General features: G+C 71.9%; 23 protein-coding genes. 14 read left to right on the forward strand and 9 right to left on the reverse strand.

Annotated elements, in window-relative coordinates; all coding sequences use genetic code 11:
* Nucleotides 1-171 precede the first annotated feature (171 nt).
* From ACW9J6_RS16290 to ACW9J6_RS16320, 7 genes are all read left to right on the forward strand, one after another.
* Nucleotides 172-924, forward strand: coding sequence for an SDR family NAD(P)-dependent oxidoreductase (locus tag ACW9J6_RS16290; RefSeq protein WP_457117529.1), 753 nt, complete (start codon nucleotides 172-174; stop codon nucleotides 922-924).
* Entirely contained in the window at nucleotides 896-1,798 is a 903-nt protein-coding gene (locus tag ACW9J6_RS16295) for an ABC transporter permease (RefSeq protein ID WP_457117530.1), read from the forward strand. Before ACW9J6_RS16290 ends, ACW9J6_RS16295 begins: the two co-directional genes overlap by 29 nt.
* Nucleotides 1,799-1,807: 9 nt before the next feature.
* Complete coding sequence (locus ACW9J6_RS16300) at nucleotides 1,808-2,638, forward strand: ABC transporter permease (RefSeq protein WP_457117531.1); 831 nt, start codon at nucleotides 1,808-1,810, stop codon at nucleotides 2,636-2,638.
* Between the two features lie 304 nt (nucleotides 2,639-2,942).
* Entirely contained in the window at nucleotides 2,943-4,043 is a 1,101-nt protein-coding gene (locus ACW9J6_RS16305) for an ABC transporter substrate-binding protein (protein WP_457117532.1), read from the forward strand.
* 7 nt (nucleotides 4,044-4,050) lie between these two features.
* Nucleotides 4,051-5,175: an ABC transporter ATP-binding protein gene (locus ACW9J6_RS16310; RefSeq protein WP_457117533.1), complete on the forward strand. Its 1,125-nt coding sequence runs from the start codon at nucleotides 4,051-4,053 to the stop codon at nucleotides 5,173-5,175.
* 17 nt (nucleotides 5,176-5,192) lie between these two features.
* Nucleotides 5,193-6,359, forward strand: a complete 1,167-nt coding sequence (locus tag ACW9J6_RS16315) for a M20 family metallopeptidase (RefSeq protein WP_457117534.1) — start codon at nucleotides 5,193-5,195, stop codon at nucleotides 6,357-6,359.
* The gene (locus ACW9J6_RS16320; protein ID WP_457117535.1) at nucleotides 6,356-7,234 is read left to right on the forward strand and encodes a MurR/RpiR family transcriptional regulator; all 879 of its coding nucleotides are present in this window, start codon (nucleotides 6,356-6,358) and stop codon (nucleotides 7,232-7,234) included. Before ACW9J6_RS16315 ends, ACW9J6_RS16320 begins: the two co-directional genes overlap by 4 nt.
* Nucleotides 7,235-7,445: 211 nt before the next feature.
* On the opposite strand, the gene ACW9J6_RS16325 is transcribed toward ACW9J6_RS16320, so the two are convergent.
* From ACW9J6_RS16325 to ACW9J6_RS16335, 3 genes are read right to left on the reverse strand one after another with little or no spacing between them, the layout of a single operon-like run.
* Nucleotides 7,446-8,279, reverse strand: coding sequence for an ABC transporter permease (locus ACW9J6_RS16325; RefSeq protein ID WP_457117536.1), 834 nt, complete (start codon nucleotides 8,277-8,279; stop codon nucleotides 7,446-7,448).
* The gene (locus tag ACW9J6_RS16330; protein ID WP_457117537.1) at nucleotides 8,276-9,178 is read right to left on the reverse strand and encodes an ABC transporter permease; all 903 of its coding nucleotides are present in this window, start codon (nucleotides 9,176-9,178) and stop codon (nucleotides 8,276-8,278) included. The genes ACW9J6_RS16325 and ACW9J6_RS16330 overlap by 4 nt, the downstream gene beginning before the upstream one ends.
* Nucleotides 9,175-10,257, reverse strand: coding sequence for an ABC transporter ATP-binding protein (locus tag ACW9J6_RS16335; protein ID WP_457117538.1), 1,083 nt, complete (start codon nucleotides 10,255-10,257; stop codon nucleotides 9,175-9,177). The genes ACW9J6_RS16330 and ACW9J6_RS16335 overlap by 4 nt, the downstream gene beginning before the upstream one ends.
* A gap of 267 nt (nucleotides 10,258-10,524) precedes the next feature.
* Between ACW9J6_RS16335 and ACW9J6_RS16340 the strand changes: the two genes are divergently transcribed.
* The 7 genes from ACW9J6_RS16340 (at nucleotide 10,525) to ACW9J6_RS16370 (ending at nucleotide 20,009) form a co-directional block, all read left to right on the forward strand.
* Nucleotides 10,525-11,628: an extracellular solute-binding protein gene (locus tag ACW9J6_RS16340; protein WP_457117539.1), complete on the forward strand. Its 1,104-nt coding sequence runs from the start codon at nucleotides 10,525-10,527 to the stop codon at nucleotides 11,626-11,628.
* Between the two features lie 364 nt (nucleotides 11,629-11,992).
* Nucleotides 11,993-14,041: a hydantoinase/oxoprolinase family protein gene (locus ACW9J6_RS16345; RefSeq protein ID WP_457117540.1), complete on the forward strand. Its 2,049-nt coding sequence runs from the start codon at nucleotides 11,993-11,995 to the stop codon at nucleotides 14,039-14,041.
* Nucleotides 14,038-16,053 carry a hydantoinase B/oxoprolinase family protein gene (locus tag ACW9J6_RS16350; RefSeq protein WP_457117541.1) on the forward strand — a complete coding sequence of 672 codons (2,016 nt, stop codon included), beginning with the start codon at nucleotides 14,038-14,040 and terminating at the stop codon, nucleotides 16,051-16,053. The genes ACW9J6_RS16345 and ACW9J6_RS16350 overlap by 4 nt, the downstream gene beginning before the upstream one ends.
* Nucleotides 16,054-16,062: 9 nt before the next feature.
* A complete protein-coding gene (locus tag ACW9J6_RS16355) occupies nucleotides 16,063-17,229 on the forward strand; it encodes an NADH:flavin oxidoreductase/NADH oxidase (protein WP_457117542.1) in 1,167 nt (388 codons plus the stop codon).
* 17 nt (nucleotides 17,230-17,246) lie between these two features.
* On the forward strand, nucleotides 17,247-18,002 hold the full coding sequence (locus ACW9J6_RS16360) for an SDR family NAD(P)-dependent oxidoreductase (RefSeq protein ID WP_457117543.1): 756 nt from the start codon (nucleotides 17,247-17,249) through the stop codon (nucleotides 18,000-18,002).
* Between the two features lie 24 nt (nucleotides 18,003-18,026).
* The gene (locus tag ACW9J6_RS16365) at nucleotides 18,027-19,322 is read left to right on the forward strand and encodes an NAD(P)/FAD-dependent oxidoreductase (protein WP_457117544.1); all 1,296 of its coding nucleotides are present in this window, start codon (nucleotides 18,027-18,029) and stop codon (nucleotides 19,320-19,322) included.
* 63 nt (nucleotides 19,323-19,385) lie between these two features.
* Nucleotides 19,386-20,009 (forward strand): helix-turn-helix domain-containing protein, encoded by a 624-nt coding sequence (locus tag ACW9J6_RS16370; protein WP_457117545.1) that lies wholly within the window; start codon nucleotides 19,386-19,388, stop codon nucleotides 20,007-20,009.
* A gap of 411 nt (nucleotides 20,010-20,420) precedes the next feature.
* Here ACW9J6_RS16370 and ACW9J6_RS16375 read toward each other — a convergent pair whose 3' ends face one another.
* The 6 genes from ACW9J6_RS16375 to ACW9J6_RS16400 are packed head-to-tail and all read right to left on the reverse strand — an operon-like array spanning nucleotide 20,421 to nucleotide 25,950.
* Nucleotides 20,421-21,668 carry an NAD(P)/FAD-dependent oxidoreductase gene (locus ACW9J6_RS16375; RefSeq protein WP_457117546.1) on the reverse strand — a complete coding sequence of 416 codons (1,248 nt, stop codon included), beginning with the start codon at nucleotides 21,666-21,668 and terminating at the stop codon, nucleotides 20,421-20,423.
* Nucleotides 21,665-22,810: a M24 family metallopeptidase gene (locus ACW9J6_RS16380; RefSeq protein WP_457117547.1), complete on the reverse strand. Its 1,146-nt coding sequence runs from the start codon at nucleotides 22,808-22,810 to the stop codon at nucleotides 21,665-21,667. Before ACW9J6_RS16380 ends, ACW9J6_RS16375 begins: the two co-directional genes overlap by 4 nt.
* Before the next feature lie 5 nt (nucleotides 22,811-22,815).
* Entirely contained in the window at nucleotides 22,816-23,583 is a 768-nt protein-coding gene (locus ACW9J6_RS16385) for an ABC transporter permease (RefSeq protein ID WP_457117548.1), read from the reverse strand.
* A gap of 2 nt (nucleotides 23,584-23,585) precedes the next feature.
* The gene (locus ACW9J6_RS16390) at nucleotides 23,586-24,419 is read right to left on the reverse strand and encodes an ABC transporter permease (protein ID WP_457117549.1); all 834 of its coding nucleotides are present in this window, start codon (nucleotides 24,417-24,419) and stop codon (nucleotides 23,586-23,588) included.
* Nucleotides 24,419-25,576, reverse strand: a complete 1,158-nt coding sequence (locus ACW9J6_RS16395; protein ID WP_457117550.1) for an ABC transporter ATP-binding protein — start codon at nucleotides 25,574-25,576, stop codon at nucleotides 24,419-24,421. Before ACW9J6_RS16395 ends, ACW9J6_RS16390 begins: the two co-directional genes overlap by 1 nt.
* Nucleotides 25,573-25,950: a RidA family protein gene (locus ACW9J6_RS16400; protein ID WP_457117551.1), complete on the reverse strand. Its 378-nt coding sequence runs from the start codon at nucleotides 25,948-25,950 to the stop codon at nucleotides 25,573-25,575. Before ACW9J6_RS16400 ends, ACW9J6_RS16395 begins: the two co-directional genes overlap by 4 nt.
* Nucleotides 25,951-26,007 lie beyond the last annotated feature (57 nt).

A 26,007-nucleotide genomic window follows, 5' to 3' on the forward strand; every position in this document is an offset into this window, starting at 1 on the left:
GATTCGGCGGCGCGCACCCGCCCCTGCCGCCGCGGGCGGCATCTGCCCGGTCCCGCGCTCATGAAATGAGCTTTACGCTCACCTGCGCCGATGCAATGATCATTGCAGAACACGCCGTGCCAGCGGCGCGCCCGAAAGATGCGGGCGCCCGCCGTCCGAAGGAGCGCCCCCGTGTCCAGCCTCGCTCCCGTCGCGATCGTCACCGGCGGCGCCCGCGGCATCGGCCTCGCGACCGCCCTGGCGCTCGCCGACAAGGGCTACCGGATCGCCCTCTCCGACCTCGAAGGCCCGACCCTCGACGCGGCCGCGGCGCGCCTCTCCGCCGGCGGGATCGAGGTGCTGGCGCTGCCCGGCGACGTCGGCGCCTTCGCGCTGGTCGGCCGGCACACCGAGACCTGCCTGTCCCGCTTCGGCCGGATCGACGTGCTGGTGAACAATGCCGGCATCTCCCAGCCCAAGAGCCTGGTGGAGATCTCCGAGGAGGAGTGGGACCGCACCATCGCGGTCAACCTCAAGGGCTGCTTCAACTGGTGCAAGAGCGTGGCACCTGCGATGCTGGCGGCCGGGCGCGGGCGCATCGTCAACGTCTCGTCGGTCAGCGCCAACACGGGCGGCGCGCGCTCGGCGGTGAGCAAGTTCGCCTACTGCACCGCCAAGGCCGGCATCCTGGGCATGACCCGGGCGCTGGCCAAGGAACTCGCCCCGCAGGTGAGCGTGAATGCGGTCTGCCCGGGATCGATCGAGACGGCGCTCACCGAGCGCCTGATCGCGGCGAACCGCGAGGCGATCCTCGGCACCATCCCGCTCGGCCGCATCGGCACGCCGGAGGACGTCGCCGTCGTGATCGCGTTCCTCGCCACCGTCGAGCCGAACTACCTCACCGGGGAGATCATCGATGTCGACGGCGGTCAGTGGATTAACTGACGCCCCGGTCGAGGCCGCCCCGCCCCGCCGCGCCGGGGGGCGGCAGGCCCTCGGCCTCGGCCTGCTGCTCGGGCCCGGCCTCGTCATCCTGGCGGCGGGGCTGCTCTGGCCCTTCCTGGCCATGCTCCAGGTCTCGGTCCAGGACCGCTTCCCCGACCCGACCGGCTACACGCTCGACCACTACCGCGCGGTCCTCACCGACCCGTACTACCTGCGCATCATCGGGCGCACCTTCCTGCTCGCCGGGGTGGTCACGCTGATCACGGCGGTGCTGGGCTATCCCGTCGCGTGGTTCCTCGCGCGCTCGACCTCGCGGCGCAAGCACCTCGTCTTCCTGGGGATCATCGCGCCGCTCCTCGTCAGCATCATCGTGCGCACGCTCGGCTGGACCATCATCCTGGGCAACGAGGGGCTGGTGAACGCCGTCCTGCGCGGCCTCGGACTGGTCGACGAGCCGCTGAAGCTGATGCAGGGCTTCTGGAGCGTGGTGCTGGGGATGGTCCACATCCTCCTGCCCTTCATGATCCTCTCGGTCGCCGCCGTGGTCGGCAAGATCGACCGCGGCTGCCTGGAGGCCGCGACGGTGCTCGGCGCCGATCCCCTGCGCAGCTTCCTGAAGGTGGCCCTGCCGCTCTCGGTCCAGGGCATCGCCTCGGGCTCGGTGATCGTGTTCTGCCTGACGGTCGGCGCCTTCGTTACCCCGGTGATGCTCGGGCGCGGGCAGGTCACGGTGCTCGCCGTCACGATCCAGGAGCAGATGGTGGTGCTGGTCGACTGGCCGACCGGGGCGGCCGCCGCGATGATCCTCACCCTCGGGACGCTCCTGGTGCTCGCCGCCTACGGCCTGTTCCTGCGCCGCCACTCCCGCCGCTGAGGACGCCCCATGACCGAGTCCGACAGCCTCGCCGTCCCGCCCCTCCGCACCGCCCCCCTCGGCGAGCGGGCGCTCGCCGCCTATGTCGGGCTCGTCCTGCTGTTCCTGGCCCTGCCGGTGCTGATCGTGGTGCCGCTCGCCTTCAGCACCGACGTCTCGCTCACCTTCCCGCCGCGCGGCTTCTCCCTGCGCTGGTTCGCCAACATCTGGGCGCGGCCGGAATTCCTCGACGCGTTCCGGCTAAGCGCGGAGGTGGCCGTGATGGCGACCGCGTTCTCGCTCGCGGCCGGGGTGCCCGCCGCCATCGCCTTCGTGCGCTACCGCTTCCCGGGACGCGACGCCCTGCTGATGCTGTTCATGACCCCGCTGGTCTTCCCGGCGATCGTGCTCGCCGCGGCGCTCGCCCTGGTGATGACGCCGCTCGGGCTCCTGCGCAACGTCTGGGGCCTCGTGCTCGCCCACGTGGTGCTGACGCTGCCCTACATCCTGCGCACCGCGGTCGCGACGCTCACCGAGATCGACCGCAGCTACCAGGAGGCCGCCCACACTCTCGGGGCCGACCGCTGGCAGGCCTTCCGGCACGTGACGCTGCCGATGCTGCGGCCGGGCCTCATCGCCGGGGCGACCTTCGCGCTGATCATCTCCTTCGACGAGTTCACGGTGTCGATGTTCCTGGTCGGCCCCGGCGTCACCACGCTGCCGATCGAGATGTACAATTACAGCGAGTTCACCCTCGACCCGACGCTCGCCGCGATCTCGACGGTGCTGCTCGGCCTGACCTCGATCGCCATCCTGGTCATCGAGCGGCTGGTCGGGCTCGGCCGGCAGTTCGGCGGCTGACCATCCTCGACACACACAAGGACGAGAGATCTCCCCTTGGCTTCCTCCCCTTTTCCGGACGACTGCAGCGATAGCGGAAGGAGATCCGGAAACCAGCATGAGACGTCGCGAGGCGTCCGTGTGTCAGCAACGGTCCCGGCATTCGGGGCCGCTTCGCGGCGAGTCCTTGCGCTGGTTTCCGGATCTCCTTCCGCTGACGCTGCTCTCGTCTGGAAAAGGGGGGGAAGACTCGCGGGAGTTTCAAATCCCTCAACTGACCGCGTCTGACGCCGTACCCCCCCTCCTCTCACCCGGGATGACCCCCATGGCCGAGACCGACGACCTCCTTGCCGCCTTCGCGGGCCACCCCCACCGCCGCGGGCTCCTGAAGGGGCTGGTGGCGGCGGGCGCCGGGGGCGCCTCGCTCCTGTCCTTCGCCGAGGCCCTGGCCCAGGCGCCGGCCGAGGAGGTCGCCAAGCTGGTGATCCTGTCCCAGCCCGGCATCGTCCCGGACATCCTGCGGGACGCGACGCTGCCGGCCTTCCGCAAGGAGCACCCGAAGACCGAGGTGACTTTCGAGGTCGGCTCCAACGCGGTCGCCTACCCGAAGATGCTGGCCCAGCGCGGCAACCCGGTGGTGAGCGGCGGCATGGTCAACGACCTGTTCGCCCAGCGCGGCCTCAACGACAAGATGTGGGCGAAGTTCGACGCCGCGCTGGTGCCCAACGCTGCCGCCCTGCCGGCCGGCCTCTCCACGCCCGGCGGCTTCGGCATCCCGTTCCACCTGACGCCCTGGGGCATCATGTACAACCCGGACAAGGTCGAGGAGCCGAAATCCTGGACCGACCTCTGGAACCCCAAGTACAAGGGCCGGGTGTCGATGTGGGACGCCTACTACGACACCTACGTCATGGCGGCGGTGATCGCCGGCAAGGGGCCGAGCGTCGAGGAGGGCATCAAGGCCTGGGCGCCGCACAAGGAGAACATCGGCGCCTGGGTGAACTCGCCGACCGCCGAGGAGGACCTCGTCCATCGCGGCGAGGTCTGGCTCGCGCCGCACTGGGGCTCCTGGACCGCGATGGCGAAGTCCCAGGGCAAGAACGTCGCCTTCACCATCCCCAAGGAGGGGGCGGTGCAGTGGACCGGCCACATGCAGGTCTGCGCCGGCTTCTCCCCGGCGGTGAGCGCGCTCACCCAGCGCTACCTCAACACCTGGCTCTCCGACGAGTGCCAGCGCGCCTGGATCGAGCGGGGCTTCTACTCGCCCGCGAGCACCCGGGTGGCGGTGCCCGACGCGCTCAAGGGCAATCCGGCGATCCTCACCGCGGCGGACGCGGTGGCGAACCTGGTGCGGCCGGATTTCGTGAAGCTCGGCGCCGAGATGCCGCGGCTCAAGGCGCTGATCGACCGGACCCTGAAGGGCTGAGGCAGCGATGAGCAGCCCGATGGGCACCCTCGCTTCCGACGCGCGCGGCGTCGACCTGCGCTCCTTGCGCAAGTGGTACGGGCCGGTCCAGGCGGTCCGGGACGTGTCGCTGGCGATCCGCCCCGGCGAGATCGTGAGCCTCCTCGGCCCCTCCGGCTGCGGCAAGACCACGACGCTGCGGATGATCGCCGGGCTGGAGCGGCCCGACGCGGGAGAGATCCGCATCGGCGGCGAGCGCGTCGACGCCGTCGCGCCCTGGAAGCGCAACATCGGGATGGTGTTCCAGAACTACGCCCTGTTCCCGCACATGAGCGTGGCCGACAACGTCGCCTTCGGCCTCGCCATGCGGCGCGGGACCCGGGCGGAGATCGCCGCCAAGGTCGCGGCCGCGCTGGAGCAGGTGCACCTCGCCCACCTCGCCGACCGCTTCCCCTCGCAGCTCTCGGGCGGCCAGCGGCAGCGGGTGGCGCTCGCCCGCGCCATCGTGACGAGGCCGAGCGTGCTCCTCCTCGACGAGCCGCTCGCCGCCCTCGACCGCAAGCTGCGCGAGCAGATGCAGGTCGAGATCAAGGAGCTGCAGCGCGCGGTCGGCATCACCACGGTCTTCGTGACCCACGACCAGGAGGAGGCGCTCACGCTCTCCGACCGCATCGTGGTGATGGAAGCCGGGCGCGTGGTCCAGACCGGCACGCCGGCCGAGGTCTACGAGCGGCCCCGCAGCCGCTTCGTCTCCGACTTCATCGGCTTCACCAACGCGGTGCAGGGCCGGGTCGAGGCGGTGGAGGGCGGCACCGCCACGGTGGCGTTGCGCTCCGGGCAGACCCTGCTGCGGGTGCAAGCGGAGCCGGACCTCGCCGCGTCCCAGGCCGTGGACCTCGTGGTCCGGCCCGAGAAGGTCGAGTTCAACCCGCCCGACGGAGGCCGGCCCGGGCGCATCCTGGTGCCCGGCACCCTGCGCCACAGCGTCTACACGGGGGCGGTCACCTATCACCACGTCGAGATCGGCGGGGGCGAGACCCTGATCGCCATGACGGCGAACGGCGAGGCGCCGGGGGCCGCGCCGGCGCTCGGCAGCGCCGTCACCCTGGGGTTGCGCCCCGACACGCTGCTGGTCTTTCCCCGACCCGCCTGAGGAAGGATCCGCCGACCATGACGCTGAACGACCGCGAGCGCGCGGTGCTCGCCTGGCTCTCGGCCCGGCACGACGCGATGCTGGACCTGCTCGCCGAGATCGTCGCCATCGACAGCGGCAGCGCCGACAAGGCCGGCATCGACCGGGTCGGGGCAGTCCTGCGCCGCCGCCTCGCGGAGGCCGGGATCGCCGCGCGGGTGATCCCCCACGCCGGACACGGCGACAACCTGATCGCCGAACTGCCCGGCGACGCACCCGGCGCCCACGCCCTGCTGCTCGGGCACATGGACACGGTGTTCCCGGCCGGCACCGTGGCGGCGCGCCCGTTCCGGATCGCCGAGGGGATCGCCACCGGGCCGGGCGTCGCCGACATGAAGGCGGGGCTGGTGATGAACCTGTTCGTCGCGCAGGCCTTCGCGGCGACGGGCGGCGCGCCGATGCCGCTCACCCTGCTCTGCACCGGCGACGAGGAGATCGCCTCGCCGGCCTCGCGGCCGGTGATCGAGGCGGCGGCCCGCGGCGCGGGGCTCGTCCTCAACGCCGAGCCGGGACGGGCCTCCGGCAACGTGGTGACGGGGCGCAAGGGGGCGCTGTTCCTGCGCGTCGCGATCGAGGGCAGGGCCGCCCATTCGGGCGTGGAGCCCGGCAAGGGCGCGAGCGCGATCGACGCCATGGCCCGCATGATTCTCGCCCTGCACGCGCTGCAGGACCTCGAAACCGGCACGACGGTGAATGTCGGGCTCGCCGCGGGCGGCGTCTCGGTCAACACCGTGGCGCCCCGGGCCGACTTCGAGGTGGACGTGCGCTTCCGCGACCACGCCGCGATGGGCGCCGTGCGCGCCGCGGTCGACGCGATCCTGGCGCGGGAGGAGCCGGCGGGCACCCGCGCCCGGGTGGTGCACGAAGGCAGCTTCCTGCCCCTCGTCGAGACCGACGCCAACCGCGCGCTGTTCGCGGATTACGCGGCCTGCGCCCGCGCGGTCGGGTTCGCGGTCGAGGGCGAGTTCACCGGCGGCTCGGCCGACAGCGGCTTCACCGCCTCGGTCGGCGCGCCGACCCTCTGCGCCACCGGTCCGGTCGGCGGCGGTGCCCACACGGCGGAGGAATATTGCCGGATCGACACGCTGGTGCCGCGGGCGCAGGCCGTCGCGCTGACGATCCTGCGCCGGGCCGCGCGGCCGTGATCGCCGCCGCCCCGGCCCGGCCGCCGGGCCTGCTGGAGCGCCTGGAGGCCGGGCAGGGGGCACTCACCGCCCGCGAGACCGAGATCGCCCGTTACCTGATCGCCCATTACCCGCAATCCTGCCTCGACAGCGCCTCGGCAATGGCGCGGGCGACGGGGGTGAGCGCCGCCACGGTGGTGCGGCTCTTCGCCAAGCTCGGCTACGCCCGGTTCCGGGACGTGCAGCGGGAGGTGCGCGACGCGGTCTCGCGCAAGCTTCATTCCCCAGCCGAGCGGGCCGGCCTGCCGGACGAGGCGGGATCGCTGGCCGAGATCGCCGCCCGCACCCTCGACACCGAGATCGCGAACATCTGCGCCACCTACGCGGGCCTCGCGCCGGGCGACATCGAGGCCGTGGTCGACCGGCTCTGCGCCGGGCGCGGCAAGATCTACGTGATCGGCGAGAAGAACAGCTATCCGGTCGCCTACTACATCCAGACCCACCTCAACTTCTGCCTGCCGGACGTGGTGCTGCTCGACACCGGCGAGGCCCGCATCGCCGACCGGCTGCTGTGGCTGACGCCGGACGATCTTTTGGTCGGGATCAGCATTCGGCGCTACTCGCCCAACACCACGCGGGCGGCGGCCCACCTGCGCGACCTCGGCGGCGACGTGATCGCGCTCACCGACAGCCCGCTCTCGCCGCTCTGCCCGCACGCCACCCACCGCCTGCTGATCGAGACCCGCAGCCAGTCGGTGTTCGATTCCTTCACGGCGGCGATCAGCCTCGCCGGCCTGATCGTCGGCGCCGTCGCCCGGCGGCGGCGCGAGGCGATGCTCGACACCTTGCGAAGGGGCGAGCGGTTGTACGCCACGTTCGGAACGTTCCTGGGGTAGGGGCGGTCGCGGCACGCCCGTGACCCTCCCCCCTCTGCGGGGGAGGGTGCCCCGCGGAGCGGGGCGGGAGAGGGGATCCACGTTTCAGGATAGATCGGAGCCGTCGTGAAGAGCGCTCCGTGAGTCAGCGTCGCGCCGGCCCCTCTCCCGGCTCGCTCCGCTCGCCACCCTCCCCCGCAGAGGGGGGAGGGTTCACGGCGCGCCGGCCCCCTCACGCCGCCGTCAGCTTCTCGATGCCGTAGATCCGGTCCGTGACCAGGAGCGCCACCACGGCGATCAGCATCTGCACGGTGCTCACCGCGGCGATCGAGGGGTCGAACTGGTTCTCCATGTAGCTCAGCATCACCACCGGCAGGGTGTTGGTGTTGGCGCTGCCGAAGAAGAACGACAGGGGCAGGTTGTCGAGGGAGGTCAGGATCGCGAACAGGCCGCCCGCGAAGATGCCGGGGCGCACCAGCGGCAGGGTCGTGTAGCGGAAGGTCTGCCAGCGGGTGGCGCCGAGCACCGCGGAGGCCTCCTCCAGGTCGGGCGGCAGGGAGCGGTAGACCGCCAGCACCGTGCGCGTCACGTAGGGGATGCCCGCCACCGTGTGGGCGATCAGCAGCGCGGCGAGCGACAGGCCGAGCGACAGGCTCGCCAGGAAGTAGAGCAGCGCGAGGCCGAGCACGATCGCCGGCACGGTGATCGGCGCCAGCAGCAGGGTCGCGATCAGCGCCGGCCAGGGCCCGCGGGCGCGGGCGAGCGCCAGGGCCGCCGGGACGCCGAGCAGCGCCGCCAGCACCGTGGAGCCGAGCGCCACCTCGATCGAGACAAGCAGGCCGTCGAGGAAGGGCTGGTACTCGAGGATCCGCCAGTACCAGCGCAGGGTGTAGCCCGGGATCGGGAAGGTGATGAACGAGGCCGAGGAGAACGACACCGCCACCACGGCGGCAATCGGCGCCACGATGAAGGCGAGGAACACCAGCACGTAGGCGCCGAGCGCCCAGGCGGCGAGGTTCGGCCGCCGGCGGCGGCGCGGCGGGGGGAGGGTGGTGTCCGGGCTCATGCCGCCACGCCCCGGCGGCGCAGGAACCGCGCCTGCAGCGCAAGGCAGATCAGCGCGACGAAGAGCAGGAGGTTGCCCATCGCGGCGGCGAAGCCCGTGTCCTGCGCGAGGTTGAACTGCTGGTAGATCAGCACGGAGAGCGTCGTCACCTTGCCACCGCCGAGCAGCAGCATGGTGAGGAAACTGCCGTTGGTGACGACGAAGACCAGGATGCAGCCGGTCGCCACCCCGTCGAGGCTGAGCGGCAGGGTGATGCGCAGGAAGGTGGTGAGCGGCCCGGCGCCGAGCACCCGCGAGGATTCCTCCAGTCGCCGGTCCACCTGCTGCAGCACCGCCACGATCGACAGCACCATGAACGGCACCAGCACGTGCACCAGCGCGACATAGACCGCGAGGGGGTCGTCCGCGAGGTTCGTCGGCCGCGCGATCAGGCCCCAGTCGTGGAGCGCGACCGTCACCAGCCCCTTGCGGGCGAGCAGCACCCGCCAGCCGAAGGTGCGCATGATGATCGAGGTCAGGAGCGGGGCGATCAGCAGGAAGACGATCGCGGTGTTCCAGCGCCCGGCGTAGCGCACCATGAAGTAGGCGACCGGGTAGCCGAGGATCAGGCTCGCCACCGTCGCGATCACCGCGACCTTGAGCGTCTCGGCCAGCACGCCCGCGTAGTAGGCGTCGCCGAGCAGCTTGGCGTAGAAGGCGAAGGGTCCGGCGGTGAGCGCCTCGCCGGTCGAGACGCTGCGCCAGACGTTGGTGCCGAGCGGGATGACGAAGAAGAAGCCGAGGAAGACCAGCACCGGCACGGTCCAGCTCGACCGCACCAGGCGGTAGGGCGCGCGCCGGCGGCGGGACGGGGCGGGATCGGCCAGGGTGGCCGGAGCGGTCTCGACCTCGGCGGTCACGGCGCGTCCTGCAGGATGATGGCCCCGTCCGCCGGCCAGGTCAGGCCGACGCGCCCGTCCGCCGGCACCTCCCGGCGGAACTGGCTGTAGGCGAAGACCGGCCCGGACTGGCCCGGCACCGCGAGTTCGTAGGCAAAGTAGCTGCCGCGGAAGACCACGTCCTGCACCCGCGCCGGGATCCCGCCCTCGGCGCCCGACCCGATCGCCAGGCGCTCGGGGCGGACCGCGAGCAGCACCCGGCGGCCCGCCGCCAGGGGCTCCTCGGAGCGCACGAGGCTGCGCCGCTCCCCGTCGAGGTCGAGGGAGATGGCCCAGTCCTGCGGCCCGGCCCGGTCCGCCACCGTGCCGGCGAAGATGTTGGCGGTGCCGAGGAACTCCGACACGAAGCGCGTGCGCGGGCGGTCGTAGACCTCGGTCGGCGGTCCGACCTGGACGATGCGGCCCTCCGCCATCACGGCGACCCGGTCGCTCATCGTCAGCGCCTCCTCCTGGTCGTGCGTGACGATGATCGAGGTGATGCCCAGCCGCCGCTGGATCTCCCGCAGCTCGAACTGCATGCGCTCGCGCAGGTTCTTGTCGAGGGCGCCCAGCGGCTCGTCGAGGAGCAGCACCGAGGGGTTGGTGACGAGCGAGCGGGCGAGGGCCACCCGCTGCTGCTGCCCGCCGGAGAGCTGGTGGATCTGCCTGTCCTCGTACTGGCCGAGCCGCACGAGGTCGAGCATCCGGCGCACCTGCGCCCGCCGCTCCGACGCCTTCACGCCGCGCATCTTCAACCCGTAGGCGACGTTCTCGGCCACGCTCATGTGCGGGAACAGGCTGTAGTTCTGAAAGACCATCCCGAGGCCGCGGCGGTTCGGCGGCAGGTCGGTGACGTCCTCGCCGCCGATCAGCACCTGGCCGGTATCGGGTGCCTCGAAGCCCGCGATGATCCGCAGCGTCGTGGTCTTGCCGCAGCCCGAGGGACCGAGCAGGGCGAGCATCTCGCCGCCGCCGATGGTCAGGCTCAGGGGCTTGAGCGCCTGCAGCGCCCCGAAGCTCTTGCTGATCTCGACGAGCCTCAGCGGTACGGCACTCGTCATCGGCGGCCCCTCCGGTCGATGCGCCTCGGCTCGAGGCCGCGCGGCCCGCCTCGGCGCATATTCACTAAAATGAATTCCGGGCGTCAAGGGATCGTAGCGCCGGACGGGTCCGGGGCGCCAGCCCGCTCACGAACATGTGGCGCCTCATTGATGCGCAGCGGGTGCCTTTGTGGGCAGATCGGGGATTTGCTGTCGAAAGCGGGTTGTGCGTCGGTTCACAATAGTGAATACCTGATCGTAGCGCAGGCCGAGCGAGGGAGCCGGTTCATGGATGCGGAACACGCGACGGACGGTGCCGGGTTCGTGAGCGGGTCCCCCGCGCCCGCGCGGGGGAGCGTCCGGCTCGGCGCCCTCGCGATCCTGGGGCTCCTCGGCGTCGGGATCCCGGGTCTCGGCAGCGGCGCCCGCGCGGCCGACCTCGTGGTCGGCGCCTTCGGGGGCATCTGGGAGCAGAGCCTGCGGCGCTGCGTGGTCGAGCCGTTCCAGAAGAAGACCGGCAAGAGCATCGACGTGGTGCTCGGCACGCCGATCCAGTGGCTGAACCAGATCGCCGCCAGCCCCGGCAAGCCGCCCCTCGACATCGTCTACAACCCGTCCGAGACGGCCTACGACGCGATCAACCGCGGCCTCGTCGAGCGCTTCACCCCGGACAAGGTGCCGAACATGGCCCAGCTCGGGCCGCGCTTCCAGGGCCTCGGCGACGGTTACGGCTCGCCGCACAATTACGGCGGCATGGGCCTGATCTACAACACCGAGACGGTGACCGACCCGCCCACGGACTGGAAGTCCTTCGTGGAGGGCACCATCGCCGGCAAGTGGAAGGCCGCGATCCCGAACATCAACTACCCGAGTGGCGGCCTGACCGTCTCGGTCTGGAGCCTCGCCAAGCTGTACGGCGGCGGCATCGACGACATCAAGCCGGGCATCGACGCGGTCAAGCGGATGCAGGCGAGCGGCAATCTCAGCCTCTGGGTCGACCCCAACGGCGTCCTCAACGGGCTGAAGAGCGGCGACATCGACCTGGCGATGTACTGGGACGGCCGCGCCTGGGCCTTCATCGACGACAAGAACCCGCAGTACAAGTACGTCACGCCCGATCCCGGCGTCATCGTCGGCCTGACCTGGATCCAGAAGATCAAGAACAGCAGCGACCTCGGTTACGCCTTCGCCGACATGGCGCTCAGCGTCGAGGCGCAGTCCTGCTTCGGCAGCGCGATCCGGTACGGCATCGTCAACAAGAACGCCACGTTCGATCCCAAGATCGCGCACGAGATCACGCCGCCCGACCGGCTGATCTTCCCACCCTACCAGGAGATCCCGCCGCGGCAGGCGAAGTGGGTCGAGACCTGGAACAAGGAGGTCGGGCGCTAGAGCATTTTCCGACGAAGTGGATCCCGGTTCGTCGTAGAAAATGCGTAAACATCAAAGACCTAGAGCCGCATCCGATTGCAACGCGATCGGATGCGGCTCTAGGGGCGGCATTGGTTCGCTCCTCCCCCCTTTTCCGGACGACTGCAGCGAGAGCGGAAGGAGATCCGGAAACCAGCACAGGACTCCGCGAAGCGACTGCTTTTCGGCAACGGCGCTGGCATTCGAAGCCGCTTCGCGGCGAGTCCTTTCGCTGGTTCCCGGATCTCCTTCCGCTGACGCTGCAGTCGTCCGGGAAAGGGCGGAGCCGGCAGGCATAGTCACGCATCGACGAGGCCGGGCCCCCGCCCGGCCGGGAGGCAAGGGCATGGGTTATCGGGTCGGCGTGGACATCGGCGGGTCCTTCACGGACTTCGCGCTGTTCGACGAGGCGACGCAGAGCCTCAGGAGCCTGAAGGTGTTCTCGCGCCCCGACGAGCCGGGGGCGGAGGTCATCGCCGGCATCACGCTGGCGGGTGAGCGCTACGGCATCGGCCCGGACGACATCGCCTACTTCACGCACGGCACCACGGTCGGGATCAACACCGTGATCCAGCGCAAGGGCCTGCGGCTGGCGCTGTTCACCACCGAGCATTTCCGCGACGTGCTGGAGATCGCCCGGCTCAAGATCCCGGACATGTACAACCTGCTCTCGAAGCGTCCGGCGCCGCTGATCCCCCGCGACCGCGTCTTCGGCGTCGCCGGCCGCCTCGACGCCGAGGGTCACGAACTCGCGCCCCTCGACCCCGGCAGCCTCGCCCGGGCCGTCGAGGGCGCGCGGGCGGCCGGCGCCGAGGGCATCGTCGTCTCGTTCCTCCACGCCTACCGCAATCCCGCCCACGAGACGGCCGCCAAGGCGATGATCGAGGGCCTCGCCCCCGGCCTGCCGGTCTTCCTGTCGAGCGAGACCTGGCCGATCATCCGCGAGTACGAGCGCACGATCACGGCGGCGATCGGCGCCTACGTGCAGCCCCGCGTCGCGCACTACCTCGGCTCGCTCCAGGCGGCGCTCAAATCGATCGGGGTCGCGCCCGAGCCGCGGCTGACCAAGTCCAACGGCGGCATCATGACCGCCGAGCAGGGCAAGAGCGCGTGCGTGCAGATGATCCTCTCGGGGACCGCCTCGGGGGTGATCGGCGCGGCCTACGTGGCCGAGACCTGCGGCATCGCCCGCTGCATGAGCCTCGACATCGGCGGGACCTCGGCCGACGTGGCGATCATCGTCGACGGGCAGCCGCAATACGGCACCGGCGAGCAGATCGGCGACTTCCAGATCCACATCCCGTCGGTCTCGGTCTCGTCGATCGGGGAGGGCGGCGGCTCGATCGCCTGGATCGACGGCCAGGGCGTGCTCAAGGTCGGGCCGGAGAGCGCCGGCTCGCGGCCGGGTCCGGCCTGCTACGGTCGCGGCGGCACCAGGGCGACGATCACCGACGCCTTCGCGGCGCTGGGCCTCGTCGGCCTCGCGGAGATCGGCTACGCCGCCGTGACGATCGACCGCGACAAGGCCCGCGCCGTCATCGGCGACCTCGCCCGGCCGCTCGGCCGCAGCATCGAGGAGACCGCCGAGGCGATCATCCGCATCGCGGTGTCGGGCATGTACACGGATGTCAGCGCGCTGGTGTCCCGCTTCGGCATCGACCCGCGGGAATTCTCCTGCCTCGCCTTCGGCGGCGCCGGGCCGATGATGGCCTGCTTCCTCGCCCGCGAACTCGGCATGCGCGAGGTGGTGGTGCCCCTGACGCCCGGGGTGCTGAGCGCGCTCGGCGGGCTGATCGCCGACCTGAAGAACGACTTCATCAAGACCCTCTACGCCGACCTCACCCCGGATCTCGCGCCGGCCCTGCGCGAGGCCTACGCGGCGCTGAAGGCGAGTGCCCTCTCCTGGCTGCACCACGACCAGGGCTACGACGGCCCCGCGGCGCTCGCCTGCTCGGCGGAGCTGCGCTACCGCGGCCAGTCCTTCGAGATCGACACGCCCGTCGACGCGGCGAGCGCCGAGGCGGGGGACGTCGCGGCGATCGCCCGCGCCTTCCACGCCGAGCACGAGCGGGTCTATGGGCACGCCGACCCCCACGCCGCCCTGCAGGTGATCTCGCTGCGCCTCGTGGTCAGCGGCCGCACCGCCAAGCCGGAGCTGCCGCGCCACGACCTCGTGGAGGGACCGGCCCCGCTCGTGCGCACGGCGCGCGCCTTCCTCGACGGCGCCGAGCGCGAGGTCGCGGTCTACCGCCGGGAGGACCTGAGGCCCGGCCAGACCTTCGCGGGCCCGGCCATCGTCACCCAGGACGATTGCACCACCGTCGTGCCGCCCGGCCTGCACGCCCGGGTCGACGCCCACGCCAACCTGCGCATCACCCCGGAGGCCGCCCGGTGACGCTCGACAGCACGAACCTCCAGGTCCTCGCCAATTACTGCGCGGCGGCGGCCGAGAGCATGGGCTGGACGCTCATGCGCACCGCCCACTCGACCTTCGTCAAGGAGACCGAGGACTTCTCCTGCCAGGTGCTGACGCCGGAGGGCCTGACGGTCGCCTCCCCGAAGACCTTCGGGGCGACGTGGTACACCGGCCTCGATTACGGCGAGGTGATCCCGCTCTTCGACTACCGCGAGGGCGATATCTGCCTCACCAGCGACCCCTACGCGGGCTACGTCGCCACCCACACGCCCGACGTGCACATCTGGAAGCCGGTCTTCCGCGACGGCGAGGTCGTCTGCTTCGTCGGCTGCCACATCCACAACACCGATGTCGGCGGCGCCGTGCCGGCGACCCTGTCGCGCAGCCTGACCGAGATCCACCAGGAGGGCCTGCGCATCCCGCCGATGCGCCTCATGCGCGACGGCGTCATGAACCAGGACCTGCTGCGGCTGATCGCCAACAACGTGCGGCTGCCCGAGCAGAACTGGGGCGACCTCAACGCCCAGATCGCCTGCGTCAACGTCGGTGAGCGCAAGGTCCACGAGATCATCGACCGCTTCGGCAAGGACGGGTTCCGCAGCGGGCTCGACGGCCTGCTCGACTACGCGGAGAACCAGGCGCGGGCGGTGATCGCCAAGATCCCGGACGGCGATTACTTCTTCGCCGACTACGCCGACGAGGACCAAGCGGGCGGCTACCCGGTGCGCGTCGCCGTGACGCTGAAGGTCCACGGCGACACCCTGACGGTGGACTTCACCGGCAGCGACCCGCAGCTCGCCTCCTCGCTCAACGTGCCGACCGGCGGCAAGGAGCGGCACGCGCTCGCGATGGTCGGGGTGGTCTACGCCCTCTACGCGCAAGACCGCACCGCGATGCTCAACGCGGGCTTCGTGCGGCCGGCGCGGGCGATCCTGCCCGAGGGCTCGGTGATGAACGCCGTGATGCCGGCGGCGGTCGGCATGCGCAGCCTGATGTGCAACCTCGCCCAGACGGTGGTGCTCGGCGCCTTCTGCCGCGCGCTTCCGGACCGCATGCCGGCCTCGCCGGGCAGCGGCATGAGCCTGATGAACGTCAAGACCTCGACCCGCACGGGGCGCTCGGTCATGGCCTCGATCGGCCCGGTCGGCGGGGGCGGGGGCGGCAGCCCCGGGGCGGACGGCGCCGAGGGCTGCGGCGCCAACATGTCCTACCTCAAGAACACGCCGGTCGAGATCAACGAGGCCGAGGTGCCGGTGCGGATCCTGCGCTACGGGCTGGTGCCGGATTCCGGCGGCCCCGGGCGGCACCGCGGCGGCACGGCGCTCGAGATGGAGTTCCAGCTCTTTTCCCCGCAATCCATGGTGACGGCGCGCAACCGCGACCGCTCGGTCTTCTCGGCCTGGGGCCTGCGGGGCGGCCTCTCCGGCGCGCCGTCGCGCTTCGCCAAGAACCCCGGGACCGCGTCCTGCGTCGAGCTCGGCTCGACCGACATCGTGCCCTGCGATCCGGGCGACGTGATCCTGATCCAGGGCCCCGGTGCCGGGGGCTACGGCGACCCGCTGGAGCGGCCCGAGGAGGCGGTGATCGCCGATGTGCGGCGGGGCTTCGTCTCGGCCGCCCGGGCGCGGGAGGATTACGGAATCGTGCTCGGGCCCGACCTCGCCCTCGACGAACCCGCCACCGCCCGGCTGCGGGGCGAGATGGCCCGCCGCCGCACCTCCGCGGAGTTCGGCCACGGGCCGGGTCGGGTCGCGTTCGAGCGGGTCTGGAGCCTCGAGCGCTACGACGCCCTGACCCGGATCCTGGCCGCCGTCCCGGTCACGTGGCGCTTCTTCGTCAAGCACCAGGTCTTCGGCGCGCTCAAGGGCCGCGAGGCGCCCCCCGGCGGCGGGGCGCGGGACGTGGAGGCCGCCTACGAGGCGCTCTGCGACCGCTTCGGCGACCTGCCGCGGCTCGCCCAGATCTGCGCCCCGTCGCTCGCGGCCGAGTAGGAGGAGACGATGTCCGGCAGCCTGCTGTTCCGCGAGTTCCGCCTGCGCGACGTGACCTTCCCCAACCGGGTCGTGATCGCGCCGATGCAGATGTACAAGGCGCGGCCGGACGGGCGCGCCACCGACTGGCACTTCCAGCACCTCGCCAAGTACGCGGTGGGCGGCGCCGGCACGGTGATGACCGAGGCGCTGATCGTCGATCCGGTCGGGCGCAACACCTACGGCGACCTCGGCATCTGGTCGGACGACCAGATCCCGCCCCTCGCCCGCATCGCCGCCTTCGTGCAGGAGCAGGGCAGCCTCGCGGCGGCCCAGCTCCACCATGCCGGCCCGAAATCCTCCCGCCAGCGCCCCTGGGAGGGCCTCGGCCCCCTCGGTGAGGCCGAGGCCGCCCGGGGCGAGGCCCCCTGGCAGCCGGTCGCGGCCTCGGACGGCCGCAGCGTCACCGGCTGGCACCAGCCGCGGGCGATGACGGTCGACGAGATCGCCCGCCTCGTGGACGATTACGGACGCGCCGCGGCGCGGGTGGAGCGCGCCGGGTTCGACGTCCTCGATATCCACGCGGCCCACGGCTACCTGATCCACTCCTTCCTCTCGCCGGTCTCGAACACCCGCGAGGATTCCTACGGCGGCGACCGCGCCGGCCGGATGCGCTTCGCCCTCGAAGTCGCCGAGAGCGTGCGGGCGCACTGGCCCTCGGGCAAGCCGCTCCTGTTCCGGATCTCCTGCGTCGACTGGCGCCCGGACCTCGACACCCGCAGCGACGGCTGGACCATCGCCGACAGCATCGTGCTCGCCCGGGAACTCGCCGCGCGCGGCGTCGACGTGATCGACTGCTCGTCAGGCGGCATCCGGGCCGAGAACTCGATGATGGACTACGCCAAGACGCGCACCAAACTGCAGCGCGGGCATCAAGTGCCCTACGCGGAGGCGATCCGGCGCGAGACCGGCATCCCGACCATGGCGGTGGGGGTGATCCTCGACGGGCCTCAGGCCGAGGCCATCCTGCAGGCCGGCCAGGCCGACCTCATCGCCATCGGCCGCGAGGCCCTGACCGATCCGCACTGGGCGCTTCACGCCGCCCAGGCGCTCGGGACCGATCCCGACTGGCAGCGCTGGCCGCCCTCCTACGGGTGGTGGCTCGAACTGCGCGACCGCATCGGCGTCGCCGGCTGAGACGGGGAGGGGGCCGCATGGACATCCGCCTCGACGGGCGCGTGGTGCTGGTGACCGGCGCCGCGCAGGGGATCGGCCGCGCCCTCGCGCAGGCCTTCCGGGACGCGGGCGCGCGGGTGCGCCTGACCGACCTCGACCGCGACGGCGTCGCGGCGGCGGGACGGGACCTCGGCGCGCCGGCCCATGCCGGCGACCTCTCGGACCGGGCCGTGGCGCACGGGCTCGTGCGCGACATCCTTGCCGAGGAGGGCCGCCTCGACGTGCTGGCGCTCGCCGCCGGCGGCGTGCGGGGCCAGGCCGGGCGGCCGATCGAGGAGATCACCGAGGAGGCGTGGCGGGCGCTGTTCCAGGCCAATGTCGACGCGGCCTTCTGGGTCGCGCAGGCCGCGTCCCCGCACCTGCGCGAGGCCGGCTGGGGCCGGATCGTCGCCATCGCGTCCGGGGCGGGATTGCGGCCGAGCCTCACCGGCATCCAGGCCTACGCGGCGGCCAAGCACGCCCTCGTCGGCGTGGTGCGCCAGCTCTCCTGGGAACTCGGACCCCACGGCACCACCGTGAACGCGGTGGCGCCCGGCCTGATCCTGACCAATCCGGCCACCCACGCCCAGTGGGAGGGCTACGGCGAGGCCGGGCGCCAGCGGGTGCTCGACTCCCTCCACACCCGCCGCCTGGGCCGGGCCGAGGACATCGCCGCCGCGGCTCTGTTCCTGGCCAGCGAGCAGGCGGGCTGGATCACCGGGCAGGTCCTGGCGGTCGACGGCGGACGGCTCTGAACGGATGAGCGACGGGAGGACGCGATGAGCGAGCGCGACGCCTATTGGTGGCAGGCCGCCCCCCTGCCGGTGCTGCCGGAGCGGCCGGTCGCCCCGTCCTGCGACGTGGTGGTGGTCGGCGCGGGCTACACGGGCCTGAGCGCCGCGATCACGCTGGCGCGGGCCGGCCGCTCGGTCCAGGTCTTCGACCGCCAGCACCCGGGGGAGGGCGCCTCGACCCGCAACGGGGGCATCACCAGCGGCAACCTGCGCCTGAGCCGGGCCGAGATGGTCCGCCGCTTCGGGGAGGCGCGGGCCGACGCGGTGCTGGCCGAGGCCAAGGCCGCGCGCGAGGACCTCTACGCCTTCATCGCGCGCGAGGGCATCGACTGCGACTTCCGGCTCACCGGGCGCTTCGCCGGGGCGGCCTCGCCGGACGATTACGAGGGTCTCGCCCGCGAGGCCGAGCACCTCAACCGCCGCCTCGGCATCGAGGCGCACGCGGTCTCGCGCGCCGAGCAGCGGAGCTACATCGGCACGGATTTCTACCACGGCGGCAACGTCCGCATGGATATCGGCGGCCTGCATCCGGCGAAGTTCCACGCCGGGATGCTGCGGCTGGCGCTCGCCGCCGGGGCCACGATCCACGGGAGGACCGCGGTGCTCGGCATCCGGCCGGAGGGCGGCGGCTACGAGGTGACGACGGCGCGGGGCACGGTCCGGGCCGCCCACGTCATCGTGGGCACCAACGGCTACACCGACACGGCGGACCGCTGGCTGCGGCGGCGGCTCGTCCCGGTGCGCAGCCGCATCATCGCGACCGCGCCGCTCTCGCCGAACCTGATGGGCGAGTTGATGCCGCCGCGGATGATGTACACGGAGACCCGCCGGCTGCACTACTACTACCGGCCCTCGCCGGACGGCACCCGGATCCTGTTCGGCGGCCGGGACGGCACCGTGGCGGGCGACCCGGACTGGCCGACCGCCAACCTGCGCCGGGCGCTCGCCGACATCTTCCCGACCCTCGACGGCATCGACATCGCGCAGAGCTGGTTCGGCTACGTCGCGATGAACCGCGACATGATCCCCCGCATCTTCTCCCGGCGGGGGGTGCGCTACGCGGCGGGCTATTGCGGCTCGGGCGTGGTCTGGGCGCGTTGGGCCGGCCAGAAGGCGGCCCTCCAGGTTCTGGGCGACCAGGCCGGCGTCTCGGCGCTCGACTTCCGGGCGCCGGGCTTCGTGCCGCTGATGAACGGCAAGGCGTGGTTCATGCCGGGCGTCTTCGCGTGGCTGAGCCTCCAGGACCGGCTCGCCGCCCGGCGGACGGCCCGGCGGGCCTGACGCAGGGTTGATCCGGCGAACGCCGTGAGTGAAGGACGGGCACGAGCTCCGGAGAGTGACGCGATGGATCCGACGACGCCCGAGCCGCTGGGTCTGCAGGACGTGCTCGACACCAGCCTCGACACCGTCGCGATGGGCAGCCGGGTGCGCGACCTGCGCCTGAGGGCGGGTCTGTCGACCTCGGAACTCGCCCTCCGGGCGGGCCTGTCGGCCGGGGTGATCAGCCAGATCGAGCGCGGCCTCGGCAATCCGAGCCTCAAGACCCTGGAGCGCCTGCGCGTGGCGCTCGGGGTCTCGCTGATGATGCTGATCGAGGGCGCTTCGTCCCGCGGCGCCGACCCCGCCTTCGTCCGCCGCCGCGAGGCCCGCCCGCACCTGACCGTCGGCCCGCTCGCCATCGACAAGGCGATCCTGTCGCCGCCGGGCACCGAGGGCCTGCGCCTCCTGCTCGTCACCATGCCGCGCGGGGCGCGGATCGACGAGATGATCCGCGAGAAGGGCCAGAAGGCGGGCCTCGTGCTGCGCGGCACGGTCCGCCTCTCCGTCGGGGCGGAGGAGACGGTGCTCAACGAGGGCGACAGTTTCCAATTCGGCGCCGACCTCCCGCACGTCCTCTGGAACGACGGCGCGCGGACGGCCGAGATCATCTGGATCATGGCCGGTCCGGCCTACGCGACCCTGGATTAGGCACTAGCCACCCTCCCCCTGCGGGCTATCGTGTGCACACATCTCTGTAGCCGGCCCATTGGCTGAGCGGAGCTGGAAGGCACAACACTCCTCATGCTGAGGTGCTGCGGAGCAGCCTCGAAGCACCCCTGACCATAGATCCAAGATAAATAGTCTGCTTGTACAGATTGTCCTGGGGTGCTTCGAGGCTCCCTCCGGTCGCACCTCAGCATGAGGAGCTGGGTCTATTGCCACCCTCCGAGTCTGATACTCTATTTCGCGATCACATGATAGGATGAAATCTGCCAGTATTTAGTCTGATCGGTTTGGTCGACTGTCCGGTGGAGAGAATGCGCGTTTTCCTATGCTGTGTGCACACGGTGGCCCAGCAGAGGGGGAGGGTTGGCACGTGCCGCCCCCGGTCCGCGACGATCACCCGAACCGGCCGACACTGTAGGGCGCCGGATCGACCGGCGCCGGCCGCCCGGCCACCAGGGCCGCCACCAGGCGCCCGCTCGGCGGACCGCCGGTCATGCCGTAATGGCCGTGCCCGAAGGCGAGGTGCAGGCCGGGCCGCGAGGGCACCGGACCCAGCACCGGCAGCGTGTCGGGGAGCGAGGGGCGGAAGCCCAGCCACAGCCGCGGCTCGCCGTGGCTGAGCCCGGGGAAGAGCGCCCGCGCGTGCTCGGCCAGCAGCCGCGCCCGGGTCTCGTCCGGCGGGGCGTCGAGCCCCGCGAACTCGACGGTGCCGGCGGCGCGCAGGCCGTCCTCCATCGGGGTCACGCCGAATCCCCGCGACTTGTAGCTGATCGTGTAGCGCGGCTCGATCGAGGGTGAGGGCAGCATGGCGTGGTAGCCCCGCTCCGTCTCCAGGGGCACGCGCACGCCGAGCGGGTCGAGCAGCGCCTTCGACCACGCGCCGCCCGCCACCACCACGTCCGCGGCGGCCCGGTTCGACACGTTGGTCCAGACCATGAGGCCGCCCCCCTCCCGCGGGAAGAGCCGCAGAGCCCGCTCGGCGACGATCGCGCCGCCCTCCTCGCGCAGCCGCTCCGCCAGGGTGTCCACCAGCCGGGCGGGACTGACCGTGTAGCCGTTGCCCGGCACCAGGAGCGCCCGCTTCACCGACCGCGACAGGCCGGGGAGCATCTGCTGGAGGTCGTCCGGGCCCAGCAGCTGCGACTCGATCCCGTGCCGCTCCCGGATCTGCCGCTCGACGGCCGCGCCCGCGCTCTCGGCCTCGCCGTCCCAGAGCTGGATCTGGCCGCTGCGCCGCACGAGGTCGCCGAAGCTGCGCGGCCCGACGAGGTCCTGCCAGCAGGCGAAGGCGTCCTTGTGCAGGGCCCGCATCGCGTCCGAGATCGCCAGCACCCGGTCCATCCGTCCCTCCCGGATCCAGCGCAGGAGCCAGGGGAGGGCGGTCGGGAAGTAGGACGGGTCGACGACGAGCGGCCCCTTGCGGTCGCGCAGCCAGCCCGGCACCTGGCGCAGCATCCCGGGGATCGCGATCGGCGAGGCGGTGTCGGCGCTGATCATGCCGGCATTGCCGAAGGAGGCGCCCCCGCCCGGCGGCAGCGGGTCGATCACCGTCACCTCCCGGCCGGCGCGCCGCAGGTAGAGGGCGGTCGAGAGGCCGACCACGCCCGCCCCGAGCACGATCGCGGTGTTCTCGGGGCTCATCGGGCGTCTCCGGCAGTGAGCAGGGTGCGGGGCGTCGCGGTCAGGATCTCGGGGCCGGTCTCGCCGACGAGGACGGTCTCGCTGAACGAGACCCCGGCCGCGGAGGCGTACATGTGGAAGACCATGCCGGGTTCGAGCCGCCACGCGGCCTCCGGATGGAAGATGCGGGTGAAGTCGCTCGTGTGCGTGGTCGCGTGCGAATAGTAGCCGAGCGTGTAGCCGGTGATGTTGTCGACGCGCTCGCGCAGGCCCGCGGCCACAATTCCCTCCCGCAGGATCCGGTCGACGTCGCGCGCGACGGCGCCCGGCCGCATGGCGGCGATCTGCCGGTCCTGCAGGGCCGCGAGCGTCGCGGCGGCCTCCGCCAGGGCCGGAGCGGGCGCGCCGATGGGGACGCAGCGCATGATCCGGGCCGAGTAGCCCTGGACGCGCGGGACCAGCTCGATGTGCACGACGTCCCCGGGGGCGAGCGCCGCCTCGGTCATGTGGCCGTGGAGGAAGTCCCATCCCCGCCCGGCCGAGATCGGGCCGGGCGCGCCCGGATCGGCCCCGAGTTCGATGAAGGCCGCCGTCGCCGCGAGCGCCGCGTCGCGCTGCGAACCGCCCGCCCGGCAGGCGGCGGCGGCCCGGCGGAGCGCCGCGTCGGCGATGCCCGAGGCCTGCCGGATCAGGTCGATCTCGGCCGGGGACTTGATCAGGCGCAGTTCGGCCACGAGGGGCCCGAGATCGACGAGGCCCGCCCGCGGCAGCGCGGCCTCCACCTGCGCGAAGCGCCGCGCCGTGAGGGAGGGCGAGCCGTAATCGAGACCGAGCCGCCCCTCGGCGAGCCCGCGCTCCGCCAGCATCCGGGCGAGGACGGGCACGGGCGGCTCCCAGTCGAGGAAGGTCGCGACCTCGCTCACCACGCTGCGCTCGCGGCAGGGCGCCGCGTCGAGGGCCCGGATCAGGACGAAGGGATCACCCTCGACCGGCACCACCACGCAGCGCCAGCGGTTCTCCGAATTGCCGTAGCCGGTGAGCCACGCCATCGACTCGCACTCGTCGAAGATCCCGGCCGCGACGCCGCGGCGCGCCAGCTCCTCGCGCGTCCGTCGCAGGCGGCCGGCGAATTCCTCTTGCGTGATGACGGGGTGGGATCCCATGGCGATCAGGCCTTTCGGCGGCGGAGGACGACGTCGGCGGCCAGCACGAGGCCCGTCACGCCGATCAGGAAGGTGCTGACGGCCGCGATCGTCGGTTCAACCTGGAGGTGCAGGCTGTTCCAGATCCGCACCGGCAGGGTCTGGGTCGCCGCGTTGGTCAGGAAGAGCGAGATCACGAGCTCGTCGAAGGAGGTCAGGAACGCGAACAGGGCCGCCGAGACGAGGCCGGGCGCGGCGAGCGGCACCACCACCGTGCGCAGAACCCGCGCCCGGCTGGCGCCGAGGCTCAGCGCCGCCCGCTCCAGCCCGGGATCGACGGATTGCAGCGTCGACAGCAGGATCAGCAGCACGACCGGGAAGGCGATCACCGCGTGGCAGAGCCCGACCCAGACGACGTTGCCGACGAGGCCGAGCCGCGCCGAGGCGTAGTACATGGCGATCGCCGTCACGATGGTCGGCGCGATGATCGGCAGGAGCGAAACGGACAGGATCAGCTTCTTGCCCCGGAAGGCGCCGCGCACCAGCGCGTAGGCGGCGAAGAACCCGACCCCGGTCGCCGCCGCGCAGGCGACGAGGCCGATCGCGAGGCTCGACCACAGGGCGGCCCGCCAGCGCTCGTCGCCGAGGAAGGCCGAGAACCAGCGCAGCGACAGGCTCTCGGGCGGGAAGTGCAGGAAGGTGCCGCCGCTGAAGCCGAGCACGACCACGATGGCGATCGGCAGGATCAGGCCGAGGCAGGCGAGCCCGACGAGGAGCGGCAGCGCGAACCGCACGGTCAGCCTCCCATCATTCGGCGCAGATCCGTCACCCGGGCGTAGAGCGCGAACAGCAGCAGGGTCGCGGCGAGCAGCACGACCGACATCACCGCCGCGCTCGGCCAGTCGATCAGGATCTCGATCGCCCGCTCGATCAGCATCGCGACGGTCACGTCGCCCGGGCCGCCCATCAGGGCCGGCGTGATGAAGAAGCCGAGCGCCAGGATCAGGACGATCAGCGATCCCGACACGATCCCGGGCCAGGACAGCGGGAGATAGACGCGCCGGAACAGGTAGGGGCCGCTCGCCCCGAGCGCGCGCGCGGCGCGGATCAGGCTGGGGTCGATCCCCCGCAAGCTCGCGTAGAGGGTCAGCACCATGTAGGGCAGGAGGACGTAGGTCATCCCGATCACGATCCCGAAGACGTTGTAGAGGAGCGGCAGCGGCGCCTGGATGAGCCCGAGGGCCGTCAGGGCTTCGTTGATGATGCCGGTCCTGCCGAGGACCACGGTCAGCGCGTAGGTCCGGACGATGACGCTGGTGAAGTAGGGCACGATCACGCAGAACACGACGAGCGCCGCGCGCCAGCCGCGGCGGTTCGCGAGGTAGAAGGCGATCGGGTAGCCGACCGCGAGCGTGGCCAGCGTCACCAGGACGGAGATCCACAGGGTCGTGAGCCCCGCGACCTGCATCGGCCGCGAGGTGAGGACGTCCGCGAGGAGGTCCGGCAGTTCGGCGGGGGCGGTGTCGACGAGGAGCGTCCGCACCAGGAACCACGCCAGCGGCGCGACGAAGAGCAGCCCCAGCAGCGCGAAGGCGGGCAGGAGCAGGAGCCAGGTCCGGTCGCGCCGCATCAGGCGGCGTCCGGCGGCAGGATCGCCGTGTCGGCGGGCGACCACGCGACGCCGACCGTCGCGCCGGCCGGCGGGTGGTGGCCCGCCGAGAGGTTCGGGGCGTCGGCGGTCAGGAGCGCGCCGCCCGGCGTCTCGACCGCGTAGCGCACCACGTTGCCGAGGAAGGAGGCGCGCCGGACCGTGCCGGCGAGGTGGTTCAGGCCGTTCTCCGGCGGAGCGCCGGCCGGCCGGAGCACCAGCTTCTCGGGCCGGACGAAGAGCTGGCCTTCCTCTCCCGCCGCGAGGGCGGCCGGACGCCGCGTGCGCAGCGGCGTCCCATCGGCCAGCCGGAACGCGGCGCCGTCCGCGTCCGCGGCCGCCACGATGCCCGGGAGCAGGTTGGCCTCGCCGAGGAAGCGCGCCGTGAAGGCGTTCGCCGGATGCTCGTAGACCTCGCGCGGCGCCCCGACCTGCGCGATCCGACCGCTCCGCATGATCGCGACGCGATCCGAGAGGTTCATCGCCTCCTCCTGGTCGTGGGTGACGTAGAGGACGGTCATGCCGAGGCGCTGCTGGATCTCCTTGATCTCGACCTGCATCTCGTAGCGCAGGTTCTTGTCGAGGGCGCCCAGCGGCTCGTCCATCAGCACCACCGGAGGCTGGAACACGATGGCCCGGGCGATCGCCACGCGCTGCTGCTGCCCCCCGGAAAGCTGGCGGGCGTAGCGATCGGCGAGGGGGCCGAGCCGCACGAGGTCGAGGGCCGCCGCGACCTTCTCCCGGATGAGCGCCCGCTTCACGCCCCGCGCCCGCAGCGGGAAGGCGACGTTCTCGAACACGTTCAGGTGCGGGAAGATCGCGTAGTTCTGGAACACCATGCCGAAGCCGCGCCGCTCCGGCGGCACGGCGGCGAGATCGGCGCCGTCGACCAGCAAGTGTCCGCTGTCGATCGCCGCGAACCCCGCCACCATCATCAGCGTTGTGGTCTTGCCCGAGCCGGAGGGACCGAGCAGCGAGAAGAATTCGCCGGCCGCGACGAGGGCCCTGAAATCCGCGACCACCGTCTCGGTGCCGTAGACCTTGGTGAGGCCGCGCAGGTCCAGCGCCTTGCCGGCCGGTCCCGTCCCGTCCCGGAGTGCGCCTTCGCGCCCGGCGCCTCCGCCGCGCGGCGCGATCATTCGATGACGGCCTGGGCCTGGACCTCGATGCGGGCCTTGCCGCCGATCAATTCCTTCACCACCACGGTCGCGCGCGTCGGATAAGGCTCCGTGATGTACTCGCGATAGACCGCGTTCATGGCGTCGAACTCGGAGGAGTCGGTCAGGAAGATCAGGACGGAGCACACGTCGCGCAGCGACCCTCCGGCCGCCTCCAGGGCGATCTTCAGGTTCTCGAACAGGCGCCGCGCCTGCACCTCCATGCTCCCCTCGACGATCTCGCCGGTCACCGGGTCCTTCGGCACGTGGGTCGTGAACACCCGGCCCCCGGCCCGCACCGTCCCGTTCACCGGCGCCTTCGAGCGCGCGATCCCGGTCTCGACCACTTCGAACATGACGACGATCCTGCTTGAGAGCATTTTCCGACGACGCGGCTCCCGGTTCGTCGTAGA

The organism is Methylobacterium sp. JK268 (assembly GCF_054052225.1).